Annotated in this window: 18 protein-coding genes and 1 pseudogene; 10 read left to right on the forward strand and 9 right to left on the reverse strand. The window is 56.9% G+C overall.

Going from position 1 to position 23,942, the window contains the following annotated elements:
* On the forward strand, positions 1–404 hold a 404-nt coding region (locus tag BMY84_RS25335), incomplete at its 5' end, for an integrase core domain-containing protein (protein WP_143075160.1).
* Between the two features lie 168 nt (positions 405–572).
* On the opposite strand, the gene BMY84_RS25340 is transcribed toward BMY84_RS25335, so the two are convergent.
* The 9 genes and pseudogenes from BMY84_RS25340 to BMY84_RS25380 form a co-directional block, all read right to left on the reverse strand.
* Positions 573–1,853 (reverse strand): hypothetical protein, encoded by a 1,281-nt coding sequence (locus tag BMY84_RS25340; protein ID WP_093087656.1) that lies wholly within the window; start codon positions 1,851–1,853, stop codon positions 573–575.
* Positions 1,850–2,236 carry a hypothetical protein gene (locus BMY84_RS25345; protein WP_093087658.1) on the reverse strand — a complete coding sequence of 129 codons (387 nt, stop codon included), beginning with the start codon at positions 2,234–2,236 and terminating at the stop codon, positions 1,850–1,852. The genes BMY84_RS25340 and BMY84_RS25345 overlap by 4 nt, the downstream gene beginning before the upstream one ends.
* Positions 2,237–2,728: 492 nt before the next feature.
* Positions 2,729–4,927 (reverse strand): hypothetical protein, encoded by a 2,199-nt coding sequence (locus tag BMY84_RS25350; RefSeq protein WP_143075161.1) that lies wholly within the window; start codon positions 4,925–4,927, stop codon positions 2,729–2,731.
* Entirely contained in the window at positions 4,924–5,319 is a 396-nt protein-coding gene (locus BMY84_RS25355; protein ID WP_093087661.1) for a hypothetical protein, read from the reverse strand. Before BMY84_RS25355 ends, BMY84_RS25350 begins: the two co-directional genes overlap by 4 nt.
* Before the next feature lie 3 nt (positions 5,320–5,322).
* Complete coding sequence (locus tag BMY84_RS25360; protein WP_093087663.1) at positions 5,323–5,622, reverse strand: hypothetical protein; 300 nt, start codon at positions 5,620–5,622, stop codon at positions 5,323–5,325.
* Between the two features lie 399 nt (positions 5,623–6,021).
* Positions 6,022–8,499, reverse strand: a complete 2,478-nt coding sequence (locus BMY84_RS25365; RefSeq protein ID WP_093087664.1) for a S8 family peptidase — start codon at positions 8,497–8,499, stop codon at positions 6,022–6,024.
* 19 nt (positions 8,500–8,518) lie between these two features.
* Positions 8,519–9,535 (reverse strand): AAA family ATPase, encoded by a 1,017-nt coding sequence (locus BMY84_RS25370; protein WP_093087666.1) that lies wholly within the window; start codon positions 9,533–9,535, stop codon positions 8,519–8,521.
* 289 nt (positions 9,536–9,824) lie between these two features.
* Positions 9,825–10,330 (reverse strand): annotated as a pseudogene (locus BMY84_RS25375) (transposase); the annotation flags it as partial.
* Positions 10,331–10,555: 225 nt separating this feature from the next.
* The gene (locus BMY84_RS25380) at positions 10,556–11,011 is read right to left on the reverse strand and encodes a MarR family winged helix-turn-helix transcriptional regulator (RefSeq protein ID WP_093087667.1); all 456 of its coding nucleotides are present in this window, start codon (positions 11,009–11,011) and stop codon (positions 10,556–10,558) included.
* Positions 11,012–11,505: 494 nt separating this feature from the next.
* Here BMY84_RS25380 and hisD point away from each other — a divergent pair, with 494 nt between their 5' ends.
* The 9 genes from hisD to BMY84_RS25425 all read left to right on the forward strand — a co-directional run bounded on the left by hisD (position 11,506) and on the right by BMY84_RS25425 (position 23,927).
* Positions 11,506–12,840 (forward strand): histidinol dehydrogenase, encoded by a 1,335-nt coding sequence (gene hisD / locus BMY84_RS25385; RefSeq protein WP_093087669.1) that lies wholly within the window; start codon positions 11,506–11,508, stop codon positions 12,838–12,840.
* A complete protein-coding gene (locus BMY84_RS25390) occupies positions 12,833–13,603 on the forward strand; it encodes an SDR family NAD(P)-dependent oxidoreductase (RefSeq protein WP_093087670.1) in 771 nt (256 codons plus the stop codon). The genes hisD and BMY84_RS25390 overlap by 8 nt, the downstream gene beginning before the upstream one ends.
* A gap of 416 nt (positions 13,604–14,019) precedes the next feature.
* A complete protein-coding gene (locus BMY84_RS25395; protein ID WP_093087672.1) occupies positions 14,020–14,733 on the forward strand; it encodes a dienelactone hydrolase family protein in 714 nt (237 codons plus the stop codon).
* Positions 14,730–15,440: a class II aldolase/adducin family protein gene (locus BMY84_RS25400; protein ID WP_093087674.1), complete on the forward strand. Its 711-nt coding sequence runs from the start codon at positions 14,730–14,732 to the stop codon at positions 15,438–15,440. The genes BMY84_RS25395 and BMY84_RS25400 overlap by 4 nt, the downstream gene beginning before the upstream one ends.
* A gap of 104 nt (positions 15,441–15,544) precedes the next feature.
* The gene (locus BMY84_RS25405; RefSeq protein ID WP_093087675.1) at positions 15,545–16,771 is read left to right on the forward strand and encodes an NAD(P)/FAD-dependent oxidoreductase; all 1,227 of its coding nucleotides are present in this window, start codon (positions 15,545–15,547) and stop codon (positions 16,769–16,771) included.
* A gap of 542 nt (positions 16,772–17,313) precedes the next feature.
* On the forward strand, positions 17,314–19,569 hold the full coding sequence (locus BMY84_RS25410; protein ID WP_093087677.1) for a TonB-dependent receptor: 2,256 nt from the start codon (positions 17,314–17,316) through the stop codon (positions 19,567–19,569).
* A gap of 98 nt (positions 19,570–19,667) precedes the next feature.
* The gene (locus tag BMY84_RS25415) at positions 19,668–20,963 is read left to right on the forward strand and encodes an MFS transporter (protein ID WP_177204203.1); all 1,296 of its coding nucleotides are present in this window, start codon (positions 19,668–19,670) and stop codon (positions 20,961–20,963) included.
* A 19-nt stretch (positions 20,964–20,982) separates the two neighbouring features.
* The gene (locus BMY84_RS25420) at positions 20,983–21,693 is read left to right on the forward strand and encodes an alpha/beta fold hydrolase (protein WP_218147028.1); all 711 of its coding nucleotides are present in this window, start codon (positions 20,983–20,985) and stop codon (positions 21,691–21,693) included.
* A gap of 287 nt (positions 21,694–21,980) precedes the next feature.
* Positions 21,981–23,927, forward strand: coding sequence for an FAD-binding monooxygenase (locus BMY84_RS25425; protein WP_093087680.1), 1,947 nt, complete (start codon positions 21,981–21,983; stop codon positions 23,925–23,927).
* Positions 23,928–23,942: the final 15 nt, after the last annotated feature.

Genomic DNA, 23,942 nt, shown 5'->3' on the forward strand with positions numbered 1-23,942 from the left:
TTCTGGCGGCCCTGGCCGACCTGTTCATCGCGCGCGGTCCGCCCGCACATATACGGTCTGATAATGGCAGCGAATTTATCGCGACCGCCGTCCAGAAATGGCTGGGCCAGATCGGCGTGAAGACACTCTACATCACGCCGGGATCACCGTGGGAGAATGGCTATAACGAAAGCTTCAACGGGTCGCTTCGCGACGAACTGCTCAACGGCGAGATCTTCTACAGCCTCGCAGAGGCCAGAGTGCTGATCGAAGCATGGCGGCGGCATTACAACACCGTTCGCCCTCACAGCAGCTTGGGCTACCGACCACCGGCACCGGAAACGGCGACACCGCCATATCCGGCCTCCGGTTCCGCTTCGCTCCACCTCCGTCCGGATATGGCGGCGATGGGCTTAATCCACTAACAAACCAAACGGTCCACTCGGTGGGGGCAGATCAATCTCCTGGGCGCCCGCCAGGATCCGGGCGATGCTGACGGCATGGCCCGACGCGCCGCTGTTCGATGTCAGCGTGGCGCCATGTGACGCAGGCCCGTCTTCCTTGTTCGTAGCGATGATCTGTTCCGTCACAGTCTAGGAAAGTGTGCAGGGCGTTGGGGTTTCCTTGTCCTCGCGACCGGCATTTTCGGCGCTCGGGACCAGCTGGCCATATTGGGCGGTTGAGAGGGTCTTGAAGCTGCCCCCTACAAGAAAGCCTATCTTGCCATTGGCGAGTTTGCCGCCCGGTGGCACCGTTTGACGGAGCCATTCACGAAAGGCCGTCGCCTCTTCAAGGGTTGCGAATATCAGGGAGCTCGGCTCGCCGTTCTTTTTGAAGTGGAGAGTGTAGTCGCCAATCCCGATGACATAGCCAGGCTCATAGGGCGGTTGAGAGAAGAGAAAGGGTACCTCGGCCGTGCCGGTCCGGAACTCGACCGCATCGTCGGACTCGCTGAATGTGCTGCCGCCACCGTTCGTGATGTGGCGGATGCGATAGGTGAGTCTGGCCTTGCCGCAGACTGGCTCGCGCTCGAAGGCGATCGGTGCATAGAGGCTGGCCGCGATCAGGCTGACCGCGTCGGGCCTCGCCGGCTGTTCATCCTTGCCCCTGCTTTCGATCGACAGATCGCTGAAGGTGGACAAAGGGCTTGGACGCAGCATGAGTCGGTCGGTCTTCAGCACGACGTCGACCGACAGATTATGTGCTAGGCTCTCACGCCAGCCGGCGGTCTCATAGAGCCACGCCATACCGTCATTGTCGACGGCCGCGTCGAATTCCGATGTATCCTTGAGCTGCACCTCCCGCGCCGTCGTCTGGCTACTCTCGCCAGCCACGCTCAGGTCGGGAAAAAATTTGGCAATCTTGATCCCGGACTCGATCGAGACCTTACTGCTGCTCGTGTCAGTGAGTTTGCCCAGGTCGATGACCTTCTGGCCGTTGCTGGCCTGCGTCCAGGTCGCGACTTTCCAGCGATTAGGTTGAGCGGGGTGTACCTGCAAGGAGACCTTGATTGCATCGACACGGTCCCCGGGCGGAAGAAAGTCCTCCGGCTGGATAGCGATGACGAGGTGACGCGTGATACTGTCGCGCACGATGACTGATTTGCTGCCGACGCCTGCCGGCTTGATGACAGTCGGGGGCTTGCCCTTGGTCTGCTCGATGAGCGCGGCCTGCCCGCTGTCACTGAGCGCTGTGATGGCGACGCCGCCTGGCGTCGAGGCCACTTCGCTGGTTGATACGGAAAGGACCATTTTGGCCGCAGTTTCCGATGTGCGGGCGACGCTACTGTAACGGTTCTCGATGACCGCCTTTTGCCCACCCAGCGCTGCGCAGCCCTCCAGCAGCAGGAGCACTGATACCAAAGCGCGCCTCATTCGCCATCTCCTGTGACGCTGTTGACGCCCTGCTTGCGAACCCATGATCGCACGGCCAAACCCATGGTGAGCCCGCTGATAAGCATCGCGAGCGGCAGGGCTAGGCTTCGTCTTCCTCGGGTCGGGTCTTGACCTAATCCATCGTCGGAGCCGAGCATGTGCGGGCCAACCGGTGTGAGTTCGTAAATGGCCCCGCGCTCGCTGCCGAGGGGATGGTCTTCCCTCCAGACACGATCGCCAAAGTCCGACTTGGCCCAGGCCATGAAGTCGCTGCTCAGGACGCTATACTGCCTGCAGAAATCAAGTGTACCGCTTCGGCTCACGCACCATTGGTCAGCGTGAACCTTTTCCTGATAATTGTCGAACATGAGCGCGAAGACCATAGCAAATCCCCCATCGATGCTATGTTGAGTATGGTAGCGGAAAGTCTTCCCCGAATGAATATCGTTTCGGATCTATTTCGGCATTTTTTGTTTCCCGGCCATGCGCCAGCATATTGACCGCAGCCACTTGATTGCAGAGACCCTCGCCCATGCATCTTTGCGGACGGTCGGTATGAGAGCATGCGGCGGGGCTTGGGCTTCGCCTGAGCCTTCAAGGGATGCGTGCTCGTCAGGGCGGCAGGCTTCAGGGAGCCGGGGGAGCTAGGGGTGATTGCCCGCTGCACGGGCAACGTCGCTTTCATCTCCGAGGCGCTGCGCGCCGATCCGACCCAACTCCCGCTTCGCGGGATCTCGGCCCTTTGGGCGTCGATCGATTGCCGGAAGGGGAAGATCGCGCGGGTTAGGAGGCTTTGGCTGCATAAACGAAGGCGCATCTCGCTACCGGACGAGGGGAATGGTAAAGCAGGTGATGGGCAGCTTAGCCGACGGACATCATTGAGGCTTGAGGAGAAGGAGGCGCCAGCCCCGATCGTCCAGGACGACTTGGGCGGTGGCGAAGGCCGGCATGACATTGTCGCTTGCCCGCTGTCCTTTGATGAGTAGTGGAAGGCGGAACATATAGGTTCCGGCGCCATGTCCATGATCCAGTCTGGCGTGTTCGCTGATTTCGACGCGGGCGGGCATGGATAGGATGTCGATGACGGGCTGCTGTGTCGCTAGCCAGTTGAGGCATGCCGGCAGGACATCCCGTTCCACAATAAGGTCACCTTGTTCTATAGCTGTGATAACATGCCTGAAACGGCGGTCGTGAATAGCGGCGGCCCCGGAAGTACGGCTATAGTGGATCGTTGTCTGCCCATTTAGTACGTGGCGTAGGAAAGGCTTTCGGCGAACCGACTTGGTCGTGATCAGGATGACGTCGTCGCGCCAGCGACGGCTGACCCGGCTCCGGTATGTGCTGCCCGCGTTATCATAGTCGAACTTGCAGTCAACAAACAGCCGTAGGTCCTTGCGCTCTACTTCCCAATCATGATCATCGGCAGGGGTTTGAACGATCTCCCAGCTGCGAGCAAGTTCCTGACCGCACATCGCTGCAAAGCTTTGTGCCGTTGCCCGGTGAAGGGAAACCGTCTGGAGGGCGACGATCAGCTCGCCCTGACGGCGACCGCTGCCTTCCTTGAGCTTAATAGTGACGTCTACATTCGGGAGTGAACGTCTGAGATAGGATTTGAAATCGCCTCTTCGCGGCCGGTCAGCATTGACCTGGATGAGGGCCGCTTGCGCGGAGTGCAACTCGATCTCTGGGTGAAGGAGACGGGCGATCGCATGCTGGAGGAGGGTCGGGGCGGCGCGATCTCCTTTGGCTGAGCCCACTACACCGCATCGCACCATGCTCAAGGTCCCTTGCGCATTTCCGCTGATCCAACCGACGCAATGATCAAGAGCGAAGCGAAGATGGCGTCTAGCCACTTCGGTTGATCGCGCTGGACCAAATGGGGAGTTCTGCTGCGCTACGCCGGGGCTACGGTCGCTGAGAAACCAGATCGCGTCCCACGGGGCTTGCAGCCATGATGGAGCTTCGCTCTCCGGCACCGATGGATTGAAGATCGGCTCAGGGAGATGAGGGATGATGGCGGTGACCCGCACACCCTGGCTGCTATAGCGATCTGCAAGATCATAGGCCGAGCGACACACACCCTCCGCCCCTTCGTTCAATTCGAAAATGACGACCAGCTCCTCGGGATTGCCGAGATCCAGCAGCGAGAAGTCGCCGGGTACGCGCGAATCATAGACCGGTTCGCCGTCGCGTATGATCAGCATCGGCTCGATCATCTGACCGCTCGGCTGCGGGATGCTTAGCGCCATATTGTGGGCCGTATCGGGTATCTTGAAGATCGACCGCGCCAGTCCCTCGGCCATGCGGCCGATGGCGATGATGACGCGCCCGATGAGAGTTTCCTGCGGGGCAATCGCTGTCTCGGCGCCTGTTTTCGCGATCGCCAGGGGGACCAGATGAAGCCGATCGCTTCGCATATCGAAGGCCTCGCGTACGGCCTTGGTCCGCTGATCGAGCTCCTCCCGGGTGCCACTCGCCTGGTCGAAGAGTGCAAACAACGGAGCGGCAAGGCATATCGTCAAACCACCGGCGTGTGTCCGTGTCTCGATGGCGTTCTCCCAATAACAGGGTTCTTCCTCGATCCCATGATCGGCAGCGATCTCCTCGACGGCCTGTCTGACTACAGTCGGCAATATGACCAGATCCCGCCAGGCAATGGCGCTGCGTGGTGCAATGTCGCCCATATGCGCGAACGCCGCTTTCCACGCGGCTGCAAGTTCGGCCTCGGCATCACAGAAGCGAGCAAGCTGGACCTGGAGAAATGGGTCATTCGCTTTCAAGATCTCCGGCCGAAGCCGGGTCTGCAATGTCTCACGGGCATCGAAATCGACAGCGCCAGGTCCGTGCGCGTAGCCCCATAGCGCGAGGTCGCCAACGGCGATCGAGCAGGTCTCGCCCTGCGGCAGATTTTGCAGGTCTTTGGGGAATATCTGGTGGAAGCCGATAACCGCTCCGTCCGGACCGATAGTCTGGACGCTAAGGCCGTTGGCGCCGCTCATTTGGAAGACCGGGAGGAGGAAGCCCGTCGGCTCCGCCGTGGGCTTGAGAAAGCCCACCAAATTAGCCATGCTCACCAATATTTAACCTTGCCATGTTTGCCCCGCAGCAGCGCTTTTACGACGCTGTAGATGAGCGCGACATTCTCATTGGGCCGGCCGCGGCCAAGATGGTCATAGGGTAGGGCCAGCGCTCCGAACCCTTCGATCTTTTTTACAATCTGCGGCTTTGCAAACTCTTCTGGCAGAATCACTGCCAGCGTGTTTTGCGCCAGCGCAACAACCTGCCCGGCTTGTATTTCGATCGTTGATGCCCTGTCGTCGAATTCACCCTTGCCGTTGAACCGGATCAGCTCCTGATAGGATTTGGCCTCGAAATCCATGACGTCGGGCACGAAGTTTGATGTCGGTCCGCTGCTGAAATATGCCTCGTCGCTGGACCAAAAAAGGTTCACTAGCCGACCGGGCATGTCTCACAAGGCGTCCAGTTCGAAATCCTCCTTCATCATCCTGTGATGGGTAAAGTCGGCAAGCAAATGATGGTGAAAAGCGCCGCTGTCGAACGGGAATATGCGTCGCGGGTCAGCCGCATCGGGCTTCATGATGATGCAGATCGGCGCGTAGGCATCAAGGCCGTTGCTCTGTATCTGAGCGCTCGCCCGATAGGCAGGCCTTCCATAGAAGAAGTAGATTAGCGGCTCTTTGTTGAAGACAGGGCAGGGGACCGGGTCGAGCGTTTCGCTCTCCCATGATCGAGCGGAACAGATAGGCATCGGTCAGGTGACTGAGCGGTAGTGGCTTCTCGCTCGGTTCACTCTCCCGAACCATTCTGGCAAAGTCTTGTCTGGCTTCCCGCACTTCAGGTAGGCCAGGGTGGCTGGCATTTGGCTGTTGTCTGTTCCGCATCCTGGCGTCTATAATCAAGCCTTCAACCAGGTGCGAATATTATCTCAGGCTCAGGCTACCGGTTAAATCAACCCAATGCTGCCGCTGGGGGGCCAGAGGCACGCAATTCGGGCACAGCGTTCGTACTTCGGGTCGGGACTGAGGGGCAGTCGGCACCATAGGCGAGGACCAAGCTGCTTGGTTGATTGAAATAGTTGCATGGAGCAGCGTAGCATAGGCCGTCATTTTACGGCCAGCATTCCAGAAGAGGCCGTCTCAGGACATCATCACCGCGTCTCGATGTCAACTTCGGTCTGAGCTTCTATCTGCTGATTGATTTCTATCCAAAGGTCCTGCTCTATGTCGCCGCCGTCAATCGTGACCACCAAGCTATAGGCCATGCTCCCATTGTTGCGGTCCCTATCTTTGGTAGACTTCCACCAGCCGCCGACCGGGAAGACCGCCAAAACATTACGATCTGCCAGGTCAGCGGCGTTGCATCGCCACTCTTCAACATGGAGAGATCCAGCTGAGATCGATTTAACCCCAAGCACGCGACCTGGATCATCCTGCTCGGCGACAATAGGCATGGTATCGTCATCGTCGTCCAGAGAGGCCAGCGCATTTACGCGCGTCTCAAATTGTTGAGGCCCTTCGTTTCGCCGGCAAAGATCGAAGCGCAGGCCCGCTGATCTATATCGGGCAGGCGACAATGGCGCGTCCGCGCTTGGATTGGGCTCGATGAAATATGACAGGACGACCCGTAGTCGAACTTGCTTGTCGCCAAGCGCGAGGAGGGCCTCAGTTGGCCAAGGCAATTCGTAGAAATGGGCCTCATTGACCCGAGAAGTCTCGCCCTTCTTGCGGACAAAAGGCTGAATCTCGGCCTGCCCTATTAGAGCGACGGTGCTAGAACGGGATCGCAGAGCCCGTTCGATCGAAGGCACCCCATATCCAAACCGTCGCAGCATAGCCAAGCGTTCGGTCTTACCCGGGCGGGCAAAAAGCGACTTATCCATTTGGGGCGTCCAGCGTGCGCTGCTCACGAGCAGCGCGCGGATGGTTTCAGGCCACAGAGCGGGATCGTCAGCCAAAATCCTCGCGGCCATGCCAGCCAACTGCGCGGTCGCGGCGCTTGTCGCCCAAGCAAGGGTGAGTGGCTTTGCTACGGAATTGGAACTGGTCGTAAGCAAAGAGAGCGAGTCGATGCCGCTGACGAGATCATCGCCGTCGATCCCTTTGTTGCCGGCTTCCAGAACAAGCTCTGGCTTGATCGCAGAAACGCCGCGATTCCAGGTAGCCGAAACGCGACTGTAAGGGCTTAAGGTGCCGATCTCTGCGGCGCAAGGCCAATGCTCGAACCCTTCGTCGGAGATAGGCCCCTTTTGAGTATATCCTCCCGCCGTCAGAATGTTCCAAGCATGTGCGGGATCTTCAACCTCATAGCTGTCCCAATCCTCCAGGGCTCCATGTTTAAGGCCATCGGGAAGATTGCCGGCCGATACGCAAATAAGGCGGGGACGCAGGTCATCCAGTTCCTCTCCGCCAAAGGCCAGCACATCGAGAGACGCACTCCAGCTAGTGGCGCGTGGACCGTAGACGTCGCGCTGCGTGACTGCCATGCAGAAGATACGCTCTCGCGTCGCCCTCGAAAGTTCGGCGCGATAGATTGCCTGGCGCGTCACGAGGCCATAGCTTCCCGGCTCGGTCGCCTCAAAGCCATGAGGCGCCAGCAATTTTACGGATTCTCCGACAAAAGGGATCGTAATTGCATCGGTCGAGGGAAGTATTGCTGTAAGATCCCCGAACAGTGCGAGACCTGCCATTTCGCTGCCATGCCCATGATGATCATCGACGCCCCAGGCAGGTTTCACGCTGTGAAGATCATCCGTTGCAAATACAGGTGCCAGTAAGGGATGCGCACGATTGACTCCGGTATCGAGCATGCAGACCGCGACCGCGTCTGCGTCTTCGGCATGGTCTAGGCGTTCCGCTACGCTAGCTATCCAGTCATTCTGATCGTCGCGCCCTTCGCCACTTGTGAAAAACGACGCATCATCTCGGCCCAGGCGAAGTTCAGCCACCGCGTCGCAACTAGCGGCTATTCGCGCCATCATGGCCCGGTCAGTGAAAAGAAACAGCACCTCGCGTTCAGCAAAGCTCAAGCGTCCTTGCGCGACCGTGGCCCCAGTCGCTTCGGCCTTTGCAACGAGATGGTCCACCCGGTCGGGCCAGCACCAACATTCCCACCAGGTCAATACATCACTTGCTGGCAGGGGGCGCCGATCGACCCATAAAGACGTAAGGCGGGACGCGAAGAGACGCTCGATCGCTGCAAATCTGCTTTCATGGGCCGGCCGCTGTCGCGCGCCCCGCCTGTCGCGATATTCGTCCAGTTTCTCCTTGAGGAATGTCCGGGCCGTGTCAGGTACGAATAGCGTTCCGCGCGCTGTCCCGTCCGATTTGCGATCGGCCGTCGCCAGTCTAATCCCTTGCGTCGCCCATGTGAGATCGGGCAGCGGCTGATAAGGCAATGTCTCGAAATCGAGGTAGGTGCCGGCGTTGCCGGCCGGACTACCGTCGCGGGACGAAACGAGACTCGTCATGTCGGCCCAGGCAGTCGCAAGCTGTCGTTTTAGGTTTTCCGCATGCTGTTCGGTTGCGCGCTGGACGCCATCGCGCGGACCTTGGTTCGGGCGCTGGTAGGGCTTGGCGGTAGCGAAGGCATCAATATTCAGATGAGATCGATCAAATGGTGAAGGCATATCCTTGGCTGCTCACCCTTTACTCTGCGAAGATATCCGCAACTGCCTCGCGCATTGTCTTTCTGGCTGACAAAGAGGTTAGTAGATCGTCTGTACCCACACTCTTCCTTCCGGCCAATATGGTCTCCTTGACCGCCTCATCTGCAGCGCGCGCCAACTCCGCCTGGCTGAGGCCTTCAGCAAGCGCTGTGATCCGTGCCCAGTCGATGCGTCGCCCTCCAAGCCGTCCGAGGCTCTTGCCGACCATCGCCTTGATGGCCGCCTGATCGGGCAAGCCATACTCTATAATCTCGTCAAACCGCCGGATCAGCGCGCGATCAAGCAGTTCGGGATGGTTGGTTGCGGCCACCACGAGGCTATCGGTCGCATTGGCTTCTTCGAGGAATTGCAGAAAGGAGTTGAGAACGCGGCGGATCTCGCCGACATCATTGCCAGCGCCCCGCTTGCCGCCGATGGCATCGAATTCGTCGAACAGATACACTGCGCGCTGCTGGGCGATCTGATCGAACACGGCGCGCAATTTGGAAGCGCTCTCGCCCATGAAACGGGTAAGCACCGCGTCGAGGCGAACCGTATAGAGAGGCAGATGAAGCTCCCCGGCAAGAGCGCTTGCAGTTAATGTCTTTCCCGATCCCGGCGGCCCTACCAGCAGCAGCCGAGCGCTGGGACGTTGGCCAAATTCTCTGAGACGGGCACGCTGCTGCTGCTGCACGACCAGCTTATCCAGTCGCTGGCGGATGCTGTCCTTGAGGGTCATATCACCCAGTCGAACATCGCATCGAGTGACGCTGACGAGTTCATCAAGATCAGCGCGCGGCTTCAGGATTGGCGTCGCAGCAGCGAGGCGCGGCGTAGCGCGCCGCGGTAGTCCACGCTGGCGAGCGCCGTCGACGAGTTGCCGCAGTTGGTCTGCTGTCTTTACGTGGCCCTGGCGTGCCTCTGACGCTGCAATCTGCAGAGCGATCGTGTAGACGCGCTCCTCTTCCCCTTCCAGGTGGCCGGCAAGAAGAGCAATTACCTGCTTTGCGCTGGGCATGTTCCTCCTTTCGATCCCTAGAGCCTAGAGGCCTCTTAGCATGAATAACGTGCAGAAGAAGCGCTATTCCGCAAGCCTCAGATACGGTATCGAGAAATGCCGGATCGTCAAGGATGCGAAAGCTAACATTTTAAGAACAAGTTGAAATTGCTTCAAACCCTAGGAGCCCTTTAAAACACCATATAGCGCCGCCGACCCCTTGCGGGAGGGCGGCGCGCAATTTTCTCTGACCAGTGGCCCTGTGGGTAACGCCGTGGCAGTCCCGGCCCTTGGCTGGGCCAGGATCATTCTGGCGGAGCTTCACATAGGTCGCATCGATCCAGAGATACGGCCAGTCGCCCTCGATCGGGCGATCCAGGATGGCGTGAACGCGCTCGTCGAGTTCTTCGCACAGTCGGCTGACCTGGCTTTTGGAGATGCCATCCATACCCAGTGCCTTGAGCAGATCGTCGACCGAGCGGGTCGATATCCCCTGGATGGAGGCTTCCTGGATCACTGCTGTCAGCGCCCGCTCGGCCATTCGGCGTGGCTCCAGAAAACCGGGGAAGTAACTGCCCTTGCGTAGCTTGGGGATGCGCAACTCTACTGTTCCGGCGCGAGTCTGCCAGTCGCGCTCACGATGGCCATTGCGCTGGACAAGCCGGGTAGGCGACTTCTCGCCGTAGCCAGCGCCGGTCAAGTTGCCGACTTCCATCTCCATCAACCGCTCGGCCGCGAACGCGATCATGTCGCGCAAAATATCAGCGTCCGGGTCTTCTCCAACAGCGAACGCAAGTGCATCATAGGGTCGGTCATCGTGGTTCCTTCCGTCAGGTTCGAGCTTCGCAACCCAAACCTATCCGAAAATCACGGTGACCACCTCAGACCCCAGCTACACCACCTCGTGGGACATGATCTCACGGCTTGCCACTCTTGAACCCTGTGATGAGGGGAATTGTAACGATATATGCAACGCGGTCACCGACAAAACGAATAAGGTCGTGTATGCAACGTCAATATGATGAACCATAATGTGCTTGATCAGGCGCGCTGCGGCGCGCGGCTCCGCTCGTTAAGCGCATTGATTGCTTTCAAGAGCAGAGATTTTAGTTCATCGCCTTCCGTCTGGGTGAGGCCACTGATCAAATCGTCTTGAACCCTTTCTACTGCCGGCCCGACCTCTTCGACAACCCTAGCTCCTTGAGACGTAATGACCAGTGTCCGCGCCCGTCGATCTATTTCGCTGATCTTGCGTTCGACCAGTTCTTTACGGGTAAGACGGTCAATCACCCCGACGATCGTCGTGCGATCATAGGCTATCTTCCCCGCCAGCGTAATCTGGTCGATCCCAGGGTTAGCACTGATCGCGACGAGCGCAGCATATTGGACAGGTGTCAGGTCTACACCACATCTTTCCATTTCAGAATGAAACAAGGCCACCGCAATCTGATGGAATCGGCGGGCAAGATGCCCTGGCATTTCTACGTTGTCGCGCATCTAAATCCCTAGTTTCCATTTACAAGCATACTGACGATCGGTATACATCCTATATCACCCATCGCTGTGCGAGGATAGAGTCGCTTAACGCACGGGTCGCCTTATGGCGCAGTTTGGCAAAGATGGGGAGGCACGGAGATCGTTGGGAAGACATAGTTTGGATGATGGCTTTCCTGGGTCTTGAGTGGCAGCCGGGTGAGAAGAAGCCGATAGATATGCCGCCGTCTTGATATTGAACGATTATACGGTTCTAAAACATTTTTTCAGGTGATGGGTGCAGCTGGTAGACGTACGGGATCGTTATTTGATGCGCGACTTCCCACTAACGAATGTCGATGCGAATTTGCAGTTTTTGCAGTCTGCCGCCTTCACCGCGCTTCTGGATGACGAATAAACTGGCTGTGCCGCGATTGGGCCAGCCTATGGTGCAATGATGACAAACAATCAGGCGGATAGGCTCATGCAATGGGCACCGTTTCATTTTAGGAGGATGTATGGCGCAATGGCTCAAGCGTTCGGTTGCCGCAGAAATTCGGGCGGTGGCCGATCGAAAGGTCCGTGACGTTGTCGAGAGCACGTTGGCTGACATCGAAAAGCGCGGCGACGCTGCGGTTCGGGAATTAAGCATAAGGTTCGATGGCTGGGACCGCGACGACTATCGCCTGTCACAGCATGAGATCCAAGCCTGCATTGATTCGCTTACCGCGCAGGAAATCAAAGACATTGAATTTGCGCAGGCGCAGATACGCAATTTCGCGCAAATTCAGCGCGAAAGCATGCGTGATGTCGAGGTCGAGACCCTTCCAGGGGTTGTGCTCGGTCACAAGAATATACCGGTTAACGCAGCAGGATGTTATGTGCCAGGCGGCAAATATCCGCTGCTCGCTTCTGCTCATATGAGCGTTATCACTGCCAAGGTCGCAGCGGTGCCCCGCGTTATTACCTGCGCGCCACCGTTCAATGGTAAGCCGGCCCGTGCGATTGTTGCTGCGCAGGCCATGGCGGGCGCCGATGCTATCTATGCGCTTGGCGGCATTCAGGCCATTGGCGCGATGGCGCTGGGTACACAGAGCATAAGTGCTGTGGATATGCTGGTGGGGCCCGGAAACGCTTTTGTCGCTGAAGCCAAGCGGCAGTTATTTGGTCGAGTAGGGATCGATTTGTTTGCTGGCCCCACCGAAACGATGGTGATAGCGGATGAAACGGTCGACGGTGAGATCTGCGCGACAGATCTTCTTGGGCAGGCCGAGCATGGTCCTGAGAGCCCTGCAATCTTCATTACTAATTCGCGAAAGCTCGCGATGGATACGCTGACACAAATCGAGCGGCTGCTTACTATCCTACCGACCGCAGATATCGCCGCTAAGGCCTGGGAAAATTATGGCGAGATAATTCTGTGTGATGGATATGAGGAAATGCTGTCGGTAGCGAACGCTTATGCCAATGAGCATGTTCAGGTTATGACGGAAAATCCGAATTATTTTCTAGATAATATGACAAACTATGGCGCTCTATTTTTGGGCCCGAGGACAAATGTCAGCTTTGGTGACAAGGTTATTGGTACTAATCATACATTGCCGACCAAAAAATCTGCTCGGTATACTGGAGGTCTGTGGGTGGGAAAATTTCTCAAGACCTGTACCTACCAGAAGGTGATAACAGACGAGGCTTCGTCGCTCATTGGTGAATATTGTAGCAGACTTTGCGCTCTAGAGGGTTTTTCCGGACACGGCGAGCAGGCCAACATCCGGGTGCGGCGTTATGGTGGGCGCAATGTCCCCTATGCCGGTGCAGTCGAACCCTCCGAACATACGCGCGCCGATGTCTAAGGGACTGCCCCAAACGCCGAACATGCGCTTGGATGGCCGACGAGCGATCGTAACAGGCGCCGGTCGCGGGATCGGCTTAGCCGCGGCGGCCGCTCTTGCGGAGGCGGGGGCGGAGCTCACACTGGTCGCACGTAGCAATGGCGAAATCGACGACGTCGCGCGGGCCATTCGCGCGTCTGGAGGCATCGCGTCGTCGGTCACGCTTGATGTGTCCGATCTCGACTGCGTCCGTACGTTCTTCGTGCAAAGAGCTGCTTTTCACATACTAGTGAACAACGCAGGCACAAATCGTCCCAAGCCGGTGTGGGAAGTCACGGAGCAGGACTATGATGCGGTGCTTGATCTCAACTTAAAGTCGGCTTTCTTTGTCGCACAAGCTTGTGCCCGACGAATGATCGAAGAGGGGGTGAGCGGATCGCTCATCCATATGGGATCGCAGATGGGTCATGTCGGTGGGGCCACTCGCTCGCTATACTGCGCCTCGAAATGGGGACTTGAAGGGATGAGCAAAAGCTTTGCTCTGGATCTGGCGCAGTTCGGTATCAGATCCAATACGATCGCGCCGACATTCATCGAGACGCCACTTACAAAGCCTTTTTTCGAGGATGCCGCATTCAAGGAGAGCGTGTTGGCCAAGATCAAACTTGGAAGGATCGGGCAAGTTACCGACCTGATGGGCCCCATCTGCTTTCTGGCCAGCGATGCTGCCATGTTGATGACCGGCACAAGTCTTGTCGTCGATGGGGGCTGGACAACCGACTGAGCGCGGCGCTTGCATAGTCGCAAACGACATTTGCGATCATCGTGGTTGGCCTTGGATAACAGGGGCAAGAATGGGCCGTTTCAGGTCCAGCGAAACGGGCAGGCGCTGCGCAACGATATTTCGTAGGAAGTAATGATGGTGCGCGCAAACACCCCTGGCGTGGTTGCTGGCTTACAAGACTGCGAAAAAAGGTAAGCAGTTTTTAGATTTACAAGCATACTGATTATCAGTATGCCATGTTTCGAACGCGAGATTTGCTGGATAATGGGCAAGCTCGCAGCCACCGATCGTCATCAAAATTTGATTGATGCGTGGCCGACAGGAGGGGGCCATGAACGCAACCGGCATTGCAGAGCATTCCTATCGGCTCCACATTTATTGGCCATTTCTCCGCACCATGCGAAAGGGCAGTTTCAATGACTTCTTCAACCGTCACGCTAAAGACTAACGCTGGCGAAACTTTTGGCGCTTATCTTGCGCTTCCAAGCCATCCCAATGGTGGAAGCGTGGTTGTGCTGCAGGAAATTTTCGGCATCAATGCGAATATACGGTCGGTTGCTGACAGCTTCGCGCAAGCGGGATATGCGGCGATAGCTCCAGACCTGTTCTGGCGCCAAGCGGCAGGCGTGGAACTAGACCCGAGTGACGAAGCATCGCGAGAACGGGCAACCGGTCTCATGAAGGGCCTCGATCAGAAACTTGCCGTACAAGACGCACTTATTGCTGCCGATCATGTCCGCTTCCTTCCCGGTGCGAATGGAAAAGTCGGTGCTGTAGGCTATTGCCTGGGAGGCAAACTTGCTTATCTGCTGGCGGCAACGTCAGGGATCGATGCGGCGGTGTCCTATTACGGCGTTGCCATCCAGGGTGCACTCGACAAGATGGGCGAAGTTCAATGCCCGCTTCTTCTCCATATCGCACAGGACGATCATCTATGCCCGCCTGACGCGCAGGCAGCCATTGCCAGCGCGGCCGAACAGTACCCCTTGCTAGTGAGCGTCAAGGTCTATGCAGGCGTTGGCCATGCGTTTGCGCGGCATGGGAGCCCGGCATTCGTGGCGCAAAGCGCTGAGCTGGCAGATGTCGCAACCATGGCTTTGCTCGCCAATAGTGTAGGCGATCTGGCATGAGCGTGGCATTGGTTGCACAGACAAAGGTTTCCCAGGGCAGTCGCATTCTTGCTTCGCAAGGTGTTCTTGATGCCTTCGGGCATGTGAGCATGCGAAGTGAACAGGATCCAGCGCTTTTCCATATTTCGAGAAATCGGGCACCTGCCCTGGTGGCGCCTGAAGATGTCGTGACAGTCGATCTGTCTGGCAACGCTGTGTCCCAGCCTGCCGATGTCAGGCTCTTTCTGGAGCGCTACATCCATGCCGAAATCTATCGGCGGCGGCCTGACGTACATGCTGTCGTTCATAGCCACGCGTTGCCCGTGTTGCCGTTCACCGTCGTTCCAGGAAAATCTCTTCGTCCTATATGCCATATGTGCGGTTTTCTCGAGGGGACGCCGGCTCCCTTCGATCTCGCAGATCATGCAGGGTCGGCCACGGATCTGCTGATTAGTAATGCCCAGTTGGGCGAACAGCTCGCAGAACATCTTGGAAAAGCAAACATAGTTTTGATGCGCTCTCATGGGTTTACTGCAGTAGGCGCATCGGTAGAGCAAGCGGTCTATCGCGCCATCTATACAATGAAAAACTGTGAAATCGAGTTGTCGGCACGAGCGCTTGGGGAACCGATCTTCCTTAGTTCTGGTGAGGCCGAGGCATGTGAGCGAACAATTGGAACGCAAACACATCGCGCTTGGGAGCTATGGCTAAATCAAGTCGGCGCATAACATAATCAGCAAAAAGCCAAATTGATCTGGTCCATTGAAGCGATATGTCCGATTTGAAAAAAGTGTAGCTCTGGCTGTGCCCTGAGCGTTGAGAGGCAAAAGTGATGAAACGTTACGACGTTTTAATTGTCGGCGCCGGCCATGCCGGAGCGCAAGCGGCTATTTCGCTCCGGCATGGCGGGTTTGATGGATCAATCGCGATTTTTGGCGATGAGCCGGAATTCCCATATGAGCGACCGCCCCTTTCCAAGGAGTATCTAGCCGGCGAGAAAAGCTTCGAAAAAATTCTCATTCGGCCGCCGTCATATTGGGAAGATCAGAGCATCGACCTGATCCTCTCTGCTCGAATAGATACCGTAAATCCTGCTGCGAATATTGTCGTTACCGCAGACGCGAAGCAATATGAATATGGCCATCTCATATGGGCAACGGGTGGAGCCCCGCGCCGCTTGAACTGCAGTGGCCACGACCTCGTTGGTGTTCATACTGTTCGCACTCGAGCTGATGTTGATCGGCTGCGCGCTGAACTCGAGGATGTTCGTACCGCTGTCGTAATTGGCGGCGGTTATATCGGGCTTGAATCCGCAGCAGCGCTCAGAAAGCTTGGAAAGAATGTTATCCTGCTCGAAGCGCTAAATCGCGTCTTGGCGCGTGTGGCTGGTGAACCTCTGTCCCGCTTCTATGAAGACGAGCATCGCGCGCACGGGGTCGATATACGGCTTGGCATAGGCATCGAATGTATCGAGGGCAATGACAAGGTTACCGGTGTTCGTACCATAACGGGTCAGACGATTGAATGCGAGATGGTCATCGTGGGTATCGGGATCGTACCGGCGGTCGGTCCCTTGTTGGCGGCAGGTGCTGCTGGCGGCAATGGTGTCTTGGTCGATGCCCAATGTCGAACGAGTCTTCCTGCTGTTTTTGCGGTCGGCGACTGTGCTCTTCACCATAACAGCTACGGACAGGACGGGCCGATCAGGTTGGAATCCATCCAAAATGCTAATGACCAGGCGGTTATAGCGGCCAAGTCCATCCTGGGGGAGGCCGTGTTATACAATTCGGTTCCGTGGTTCTGGTCCAACCAATATGATCTTCGCTTGCAGACGGTTGGGCTATCGACAGGCTACGATAAGGTCATTATTCGCGGAAATCCGGAAAATCACAGTTTCTCCACAATATATCTTCGCGACGGCTATGTTATTGCCCTTGATTGTGTCAATGCTACCAAGGATTACGCCCATGGCCGTCGGCTGGTAACTGACCACATGAGGGTTGATCCAGAACTGCTCTCAAATACTTCGATCGCACTTAAATCTTTCGCTGACAGGTAAAATATTACATTCATTCAGTCCTATATCGAGAGATGTAATTGAAAAATATGGCCGGTTAGCTGCGCTTTATGTGATTTACTACTTTATCTCTTTTGAGATGTGATCGCTACGCGAGTGCGGCATCCGCCCTATGTGAGCACATGTCACTGCTTGGGAAATTCGATGCAAGCCTCCAGGCTGCTCACGCTTTTTCTTCGTCAAAACCCATGCATTCCTAACTCTTGTGTCACTTTTGCGACAGTCCAAACAATCTGGCTAAGTAACCAATTTGAATTTGACAAGGAAATGTCGAAATGACAAATATCTGTCAAATAAGATTGGGATAGAGTCGTCGAGATTGCAAACGCTTTTGGTTGCTTCATTCCAGAACAGGTTCAGACTGGAATGCAGGGGAAGGATCACCTGCAACGTGCACGACGAATATAGCACCCAATCGAACCCCTGATTTGCCTTGCAAATGGCGAGGTGCATCCATGCAAGAGCAGGTGCAGCAGACAAGCAGAATGATCGGCCGGAATGGCTGACAGATAAGGGAGAGGACTATGAAGTATATGCCCAAATTGCATCTGAGTGCCGCGGTGCTCGCGACCCTTTGCACCGTTCCTGCTTTAGCACAGGAAACTAACCCGGCTGATGTGGTGCCCGTAAAGCAGCCGACATCTGTCGACGACACCGAAATCATCGTTACCGCACAAAAGCGGGAAACTGCTCTGCAAGAAACCCCGATTGCCATTACGGCCATAGGCGGAGGCGGACTGGATTCCCGTGGTATCGATTCGGCGGTGGATTTGGCCACGTCGGTTCCAGGCGCCAATTTCTCAACCAATGGCGGCGCGACCTCAATCACAATTCGAGGCGTGGGCAGCGACGGCCTGTCACAGCCAAAGGATGATCCGTCCATCGCAGCGCATATTGACGGCGTTTATCTGGCGCGCCCGGTCTCGTTGGCGGCATCTTTTTACGATCTGGAGCGGATCGAGGTGCTACGTGGGCCACAAGGTACCCTTTATGGCCGCAACGCGACCGGGGGTGCCTTGAATATTATCACCAAGGCGCCGACGACCAACTTCGAGGCGAAGGGTGACATATCTTACGGCAATTACGATGCATTGCAGGTCCGCGGCGCGGTGAACGTTCCGCTGGGGGGCACGCTCAGTTTGCGGGCAGTGGGCTATTACAACAAGCATGACGGCTATGCCCAGCAGTTGAACCCGCAGTTCAAAGATGGCGACGATGCCGATGATGTCGGCGGGCGGGCCACCCTTCTGTGGCAGCCCACCGCAACCCTCTCGGTCACCCTGCGTGCCAATCTTTTTAGTTCAGATGCAGTCGGACCCTCCCGCACCCTCCTCGATACGCGTTCACTGTCTGGTGTGACAGATGCAAATGGCGTTGCTTATGGATCCTCGACGGGAGCCATCATCGTCAATCGCTGCAGCTTTGCCGCTTATCCGCAGGCATGCACCAATCCGCGTGCAATTGAGACGGTTCTGCCTGAATTCCAGAAGGTAAAGAGTAATACCTTCTCGGCGACCGTCGATTGGGAGCTGACTGACGCTTTCAGTTTCAAATCCATCACGGGATATACAGACTTCGAACAAAAGAAAGGTTCCGAGTCACGGCCGTTCCAGCCTGCTGACGCCAACGCCTCCTTCAATTATGTAAGCGCGTCCAAGACGTGGTCGCAGGAATTTGACCTGAATTATGACGATGGCGGTCCGCTGACGGCGGTGCTTGGCGGCTTCTATCTTGACGATGACGGCTCCAACCTGTTCGAGACGATAGCTATTAATCCAGCACGCGTCGCCTCGATCGAAGTGGATTCCTATTCGGAAACCAATTCGCTGGCTTTTTTTGGCGAGGCGAATTACGAAATCGTCGATGGCCTCAAGCTGACAGGTGGCCTGCGTTACACAAAAGAAACGAAACTGGGTTCTAGCGAGGCACGGGTTTCGGTTCCATTCAGCCCGCCATTTGCTATCCCCTTTGCCGGCAAGATCAAATTCAAATCCACGGATTTCAAGGTCGGCTTCGACTGGAAGGTGCGCGAAGGCATCTTCCTCTACGGCAATTATTCAACCGCGTTCAAGTCGGGCGGTGTCAACACGGGCATCCCCGTAAATGCCTATTATCGCCCTGAAAAGCTGAAGGCTTTCCAGGCAGGCATCCGGACGGATTGGTTCGATCACAAGGTGCGGTTCAACCTCGACGCCTATCATTATGACTACAAGAACCCGCAGATTACGCAGACCTTGGGCACTTCGCTGGAAACGCAAAATGCGTCTAGTGCGAAGGTTAAGGGTCTCGAGGCGGTTCTGGAAGTGCGTCCGGTGGCGGGTCTTACCTTATCTGGGCAGGCAAGTTACGCAGATTCTCAATATGGGCCTGGTCTCATCAGTGACATTATCGATCTCAACCGCTTTGGACAGAATGTTTTTGGTAGTATCCAGATCGGCGGCAATCCGCTTCGCTTCACGCCCAAATGGACCTTTGGCGCAAGTATTGCCTACGATACGCCGCTAAGTGAGACAGTCGATTTGGGCGGTCGTGTAGACTATCTCTGGCAGGATGATGCGACATCCAGGCCGCAAAACCTCGTCATCGACCAGATTCCGTCCTATTCCGTTCTCAATGCAACCTTGCGTGCATCATTTGCAAGCAAGCGCTATTTTGTCGAACTGTTCGGCAAAAATCTGACGGACAAGACAGTGGTATCAGCCCGGTTCGTTAACCCACTGCATGTAGCGGAATATCGAGCGCCACGCACCTATGGCGTGACCTTGGGTTTCACCTTCTGATGACTTCTTGGGGATCACTGTCCGGGCGGGAGACGGCGACGTCTCCCGAACGGGGCGGCGGGGGCGTTGACGTATTCGTCGACGATGCGATTGGAGACATGAAGCCGTCGCCTTATGCCTTTGCCATAGTGGGGCTTTGTGGGGCCATTGCAATGGCGGAGGGGCTTGATGCCCAGGTCATGGCTTTTGCAGCGCCGCTTGTTGCGCGCGAGTGGAAGCTTGATCCGTCGGCTATTGGTGCCCTGCTTGCAGCCTCAATCATCGCCATGGTCTTAGCAGGCTTCATGCTTGCACCGCTTGGAGATCGGTTGGGTCGTCGTCCGGCAATATTATTCGCCCTGGCAGTGGCCGCCACCGCGACAGCTGCCGGCGCGATCGCGCCCGGTTTTGCCTGGTTGCTTTGTTCACGAGTCGTGGCCGGTCTGGGACTCGGCCTTGCATTTCCCACGGTTGTTGCACTGGCGATGGAGGTGATGCCGCGACGTTATCATGCTCTGGCTGTTGTTACCGTTAGTTGCGGTTATCCGGTCGGCGGAGCCGTAGGTGGGGCGATCGCAGCGCAACTGATCAACGATCATGGAGCACCCTCGATCTTCTTGCTAGGCGGGGCCACGACGGCATTGTTTCTCGGCATTTGCCTGCTGTTTCTGCCGGAATCCCCTCTTTGGTTGGCAGGGCATCGGCCGGGGAAGGCCGGGATCGCAAGGCTGGTAAGGAAGTTGGGCGCGATGGTGCCCGCCGAGGCTTCGTCTTTTGGCATGCGTGAGGGTTCCTCTGCCCGCTCGCCAGTTGCCGCGCTCTTCACCGCTGAGCGTCGCGCCCGCACGCTGCTGCTGTGGGCGATAAATTTCTGCAATCTCTCCATGGTATATTTCTACATCATCTGGTTGCCAACGATCGTGGTGAACGGCGGGCAAGATGCCTCATTTGCCGCTCAGGTGCTCGCGTTGTTTAGTGCAGCGGGCGTAGCAGGCGGACTTTTGCTTGCTCTTCTCCTTCGCCGTAAGGGCGCGGGAATGGCGCTTGGAACAGCCTATCTTGGCTCCATCTTTTGCATCGCCCTTCTTGGGAACACATCAGGCTCTGCCGCTGCATTCTTGCCTGTTGTTATTGGTGCGGGGAGTTTTGTGGTCGGGTCTCAGTTTTGCCTGAACGCTGTCGTCAATCAATATTATCCCAGCGCCATCCGGGCCACAGCGGCGGGCTTTGCCGGTGGCGCAGGTCGCCTCGGTGCGGTAGCAGCTCCACTGATCGGTGCGCTCCTGGTGCACCCAGCTACCCCTTATCGCACCACCATATTAGCAGGTGGTGTGCCTGCCGTTCTCGCGCTGATTGCTCTCATTGTCCTTCTCGCTGCCGCCCCCTTGCAGCAGGCGCGTTCGCCAACTGACTGAAGCAGGATCGAGAGTAAATATGTCTCCTGTTACACGATCTCAAGAGCCACTGTTGCTGCTTCCGGGGCTCCTGTGTGATCACCGCATCTGGACAGATCAGATCGTGGCGCTCCAGCAAGACCGTACGATCGTGGTTGCCGACTATGGCTCTGCCGATAGCTTGTCCGAGATGGCGGATCGTGTGCTCAAGGTAATGCCTCGTGGATGTGCCGTTGCAGGCCATTCAATGGGCGCCCGGGTGGCCCTTGAACTTTGGCGCACGGCGCCCGAACGCTTTGTCCGCCTGGCGTTGCTTGATACAGGGGTCCATGCGCCCAATTCTGAGGAAGCGCGCAAGCGCTACGCGCTATTGGCGCTGGGTCGAAAGGCGGGAATCGATGCCCTAACAGATGCCTGGCTTCCACCGATGGTTGCCCCACATAACCGCGTGGACCCCTTAATGCGACGACTGCGAGAGATGGTGCGTGCTGCGGGCACAGATCGGTTTGAAGTGCAAATTAGAGCGTTGCTCGGTAGACCTGAAGTCGCTTCACTCCTCGGGTCGATTACCGTGCCAACGCTCGTCGGCGTTGGCAGACTGGATATCTGGAGCCCGCCGGCCCAGGTTAGGGCGCTAGCACAACAGATAACCGGGTCGCGTTATGTGGAGTTTGATGGTGCGGGTCATATGGCTCCCGCCGAGGCACCGGCCGCTGTCACGCAAGCTCTGCGAGGTTGGCTGTCCGCCTAATGTGCGCGCCTTGACGGAAGCCATGTTTGACAATTCAGTCTTTGCCCGCCTGTCGCCCTGACCTGCATGCGATTAAGCGATTTAGGTCCGGCAGCCAGCTTTGCCTTGAGCTAAAGCTTATTCCCTACCGGCAATACCAACAATTAACAGTTGCAGCATACTGATAATCAGTATAGCACGTAAATAACTTTGCAGCGTTCGACGACGTGCAGGGCCTGCAGGAAATTTAAGCACCAGCGCATGAGATCGCGGTCCGCAAATCTGCAAGATTGTGAGAGGATTTCACTATGCAATTTCATTTTAATGGCTTTCGCACGGGAGACCCAGAAGTAGCTCCGATTGCCAAAGGCATCTCGCCTGTCACTCTTGGGGTATCTGCGCCGGCGCAAGTAGATGTCCTTATCGTGGGATGTGGGCCTGCCGGACTGACCTTGGCGGCCCAACTGTCTGCGTTTCCAGGCATCAAGACCTGCATTGTCGATCAACAGCCTGGCCCCCTAGAACTTGGAAGGGCTGACGGTATCGCATGCCGGACGATGGAAATGTTTAATGCGTTCGGATTTGCGCATCGGGTCCTGCGTGAATCCTACTGGGTCAATGAAACGACCTTCTGGACGCCCAGCCCCGACGCAGAAGCTGGGATCGTGCGGACGGGCCGTATCGATGATACTGAGCCTGGTCTGTCGGAGTTCCCGCACGTCATCCTCAACCAGGCGCGCGTCCACGAGTTTTTTCTGCAAGCTATGCGCAACAGTCCTACACGCCTGACACCCCATTATAGCCGGAAGCTTCTAGACCTGGTGGTTGCACAGGTATCCGAGGATGCTCACGGCGATGTGGATTACCCTGTCACAGCTACGCTGGAGCGAAGCGATGAAGGGCATCAAGGGGAAGTTGAAACAATTAGGGCAAGATATGTTGTAGGCTGCGATGGGGCTCGCAGCTCGGTTAGGCGATCAATCGGACTGGAACTGAAAGGCGATTCTGCCAATCAGGCTTGGGGCGTTATGGATGTGCTAGCCGTTACAGACTATCCGGACATCCGGCTTAAGGGTGTCATCAACTCCGAAAATGACGGGAGCATCGTGCTGATCCCGCGCGAGGGCGGGAATCTTGCGCGCATCTATGTTGAGCTAGACGAACTGGAGCATGGCGAACGGGTTGCCGCTCGCAAGATGAGCGTCGATCATGTAATCGCTGCGGCGCAGCGTGTTTTGAAGCCCTACACGCTTGATGTGCGCGAGGTCGCTTGGTGGTCCGTCTATGAGATCGGCCAGCGGCTATGCGACCGGTTCGACGATCTCAAGGAGAATGCTCCAACTAATGCGGTGCCCCGGGTCTTCATAGCGGGCGATGCCTGCCATACGCATAGTCCAAAGGCGGGGCAGGGAATGAATGTCTCTATGCAGGACGCCTTTAATCTTGGCTGGAAGCTGGCTGCAGTCTTGGAAGGGCGAAGCGCGCCGCAACTTTTGCGTACCTACTCCGAGGAGCGCGAGGCTATTGCGCGCGAACTTATTGAGTTCGACAAGGAATGGGCGGCTTTGCTCAGTGCCCCGCTCAGGAAAGCGGGTGACCCTGATGGCGCAGGAGTGGACCCGGCTGACGTACAGGCGTATTTTGTGCGACATGGACACTATACAGCCGGTACAGCGAGCGGTAATTCGCCCTCGATTCTGACAGGTGAGCCCACGCACCAAGCGCTGGCGACCGGCTTCCCAATCGGCAAGCGCTTCCATTCTGCACCAGTCGTCCGCCTTGCCGATGCCAAGCCGATGCAGCTGGGACATGCTTTCGTGGCGGATGGCAGGTGGCGGCTCTTTGCCTTTGCCGGCGCTGGAGATCCGGCAATGAAAGAATCCGGTATCGTGCGGCTATGCAATTTTCTGGCGAATGATGCCCATTCGCCGATCGTGCGCCATACGCCAGGCCATGCCGATATTGATTCGGTGATCGACGTGCGGGCGGTGTTTCAAACGCCACATCGCGAGCTCGATATTGGCTCGCTACCCGCGCTCCTACTGCCCGTCCGGGGCGCGCTGGGCCTGCGCGATTATGAAAAGATGTTTTGTGTCGATCGTGCTGCGGGTGATATTTTCGATATGCGCGGTATCAACCGGGCTGAGGGTTGCATCGTCATTGTTCGACCTGACCAATATGTGGCGCACGTACTTCCTTTGAGCGCACATGAGGATCTGGCGGCGTTCTTTGCCGAGATTCTGCTTCCAGTCTAAAGACTCAACGGTTCC

The sequence above is a fragment of the Sphingobium sp. AP50 genome (genome assembly GCF_900109095.1).
GTDB lineage: Bacteria > Pseudomonadota > Alphaproteobacteria > Sphingomonadales > Sphingomonadaceae > Sphingobium.

Coding starts and splice junctions, on each gene's coding strand:
- BMY84_RS25405 (WP_093087675.1), top strand. CDS start 15,545: ATGAAACGTTACGACGTTTTAATTGTCGGCGCCGGCCATGCCGGAGCG.
- BMY84_RS25370 (WP_093087666.1), bottom strand. CDS start 9,535: ATGCCCAGCGCAAAGCAGGTAATTGCTCTTCTTGCCGGCCACCTGGAA.
- hisD (WP_093087669.1), top strand. CDS start 11,506: ATGGCGCAATGGCTCAAGCGTTCGGTTGCCGCAGAAATTCGGGCGGTG.
- BMY84_RS25355 (WP_093087661.1), bottom strand. CDS start 5,319: ATGCCCGGTCGGCTAGTGAACCTTTTTTGGTCCAGCGACGAGGCATAT.
- BMY84_RS25420 (WP_218147028.1), top strand. CDS start 20,983: ATGTCTCCTGTTACACGATCTCAAGAGCCACTGTTGCTGCTTCCGGGG.
- BMY84_RS25415 (WP_177204203.1), top strand. CDS start 19,668: ATGAAGCCGTCGCCTTATGCCTTTGCCATAGTGGGGCTTTGTGGGGCC.
- BMY84_RS25345 (WP_093087658.1), bottom strand. CDS start 2,236: ATGGTCTTCGCGCTCATGTTCGACAATTATCAGGAAAAGGTTCACGCT.
- BMY84_RS25400 (WP_093087674.1), top strand. CDS start 14,730: ATGAGCGTGGCATTGGTTGCACAGACAAAGGTTTCCCAGGGCAGTCGC.
- BMY84_RS25425 (WP_093087680.1), top strand. CDS start 21,981: ATGCAATTTCATTTTAATGGCTTTCGCACGGGAGACCCAGAAGTAGCT.
- BMY84_RS25395 (WP_093087672.1), top strand. CDS start 14,020: ATGACTTCTTCAACCGTCACGCTAAAGACTAACGCTGGCGAAACTTTT.
- BMY84_RS25365 (WP_093087664.1), bottom strand. CDS start 8,499: ATGCCTTCACCATTTGATCGATCTCATCTGAATATTGATGCCTTCGCT.
- BMY84_RS25380 (WP_093087667.1), bottom strand. CDS start 11,011: ATGCGCGACAACGTAGAAATGCCAGGGCATCTTGCCCGCCGATTCCAT.
- BMY84_RS25410 (WP_093087677.1), top strand. CDS start 17,314: ATGAAGTATATGCCCAAATTGCATCTGAGTGCCGCGGTGCTCGCGACC.
- BMY84_RS25340 (WP_093087656.1), bottom strand. CDS start 1,853: ATGAGGCGCGCTTTGGTATCAGTGCTCCTGCTGCTGGAGGGCTGCGCA.
- BMY84_RS25360 (WP_093087663.1), bottom strand. CDS start 5,622: ATGCCTATCTGTTCCGCTCGATCATGGGAGAGCGAAACGCTCGACCCG.
- BMY84_RS25390 (WP_093087670.1), top strand. CDS start 12,833: ATGTCTAAGGGACTGCCCCAAACGCCGAACATGCGCTTGGATGGCCGA.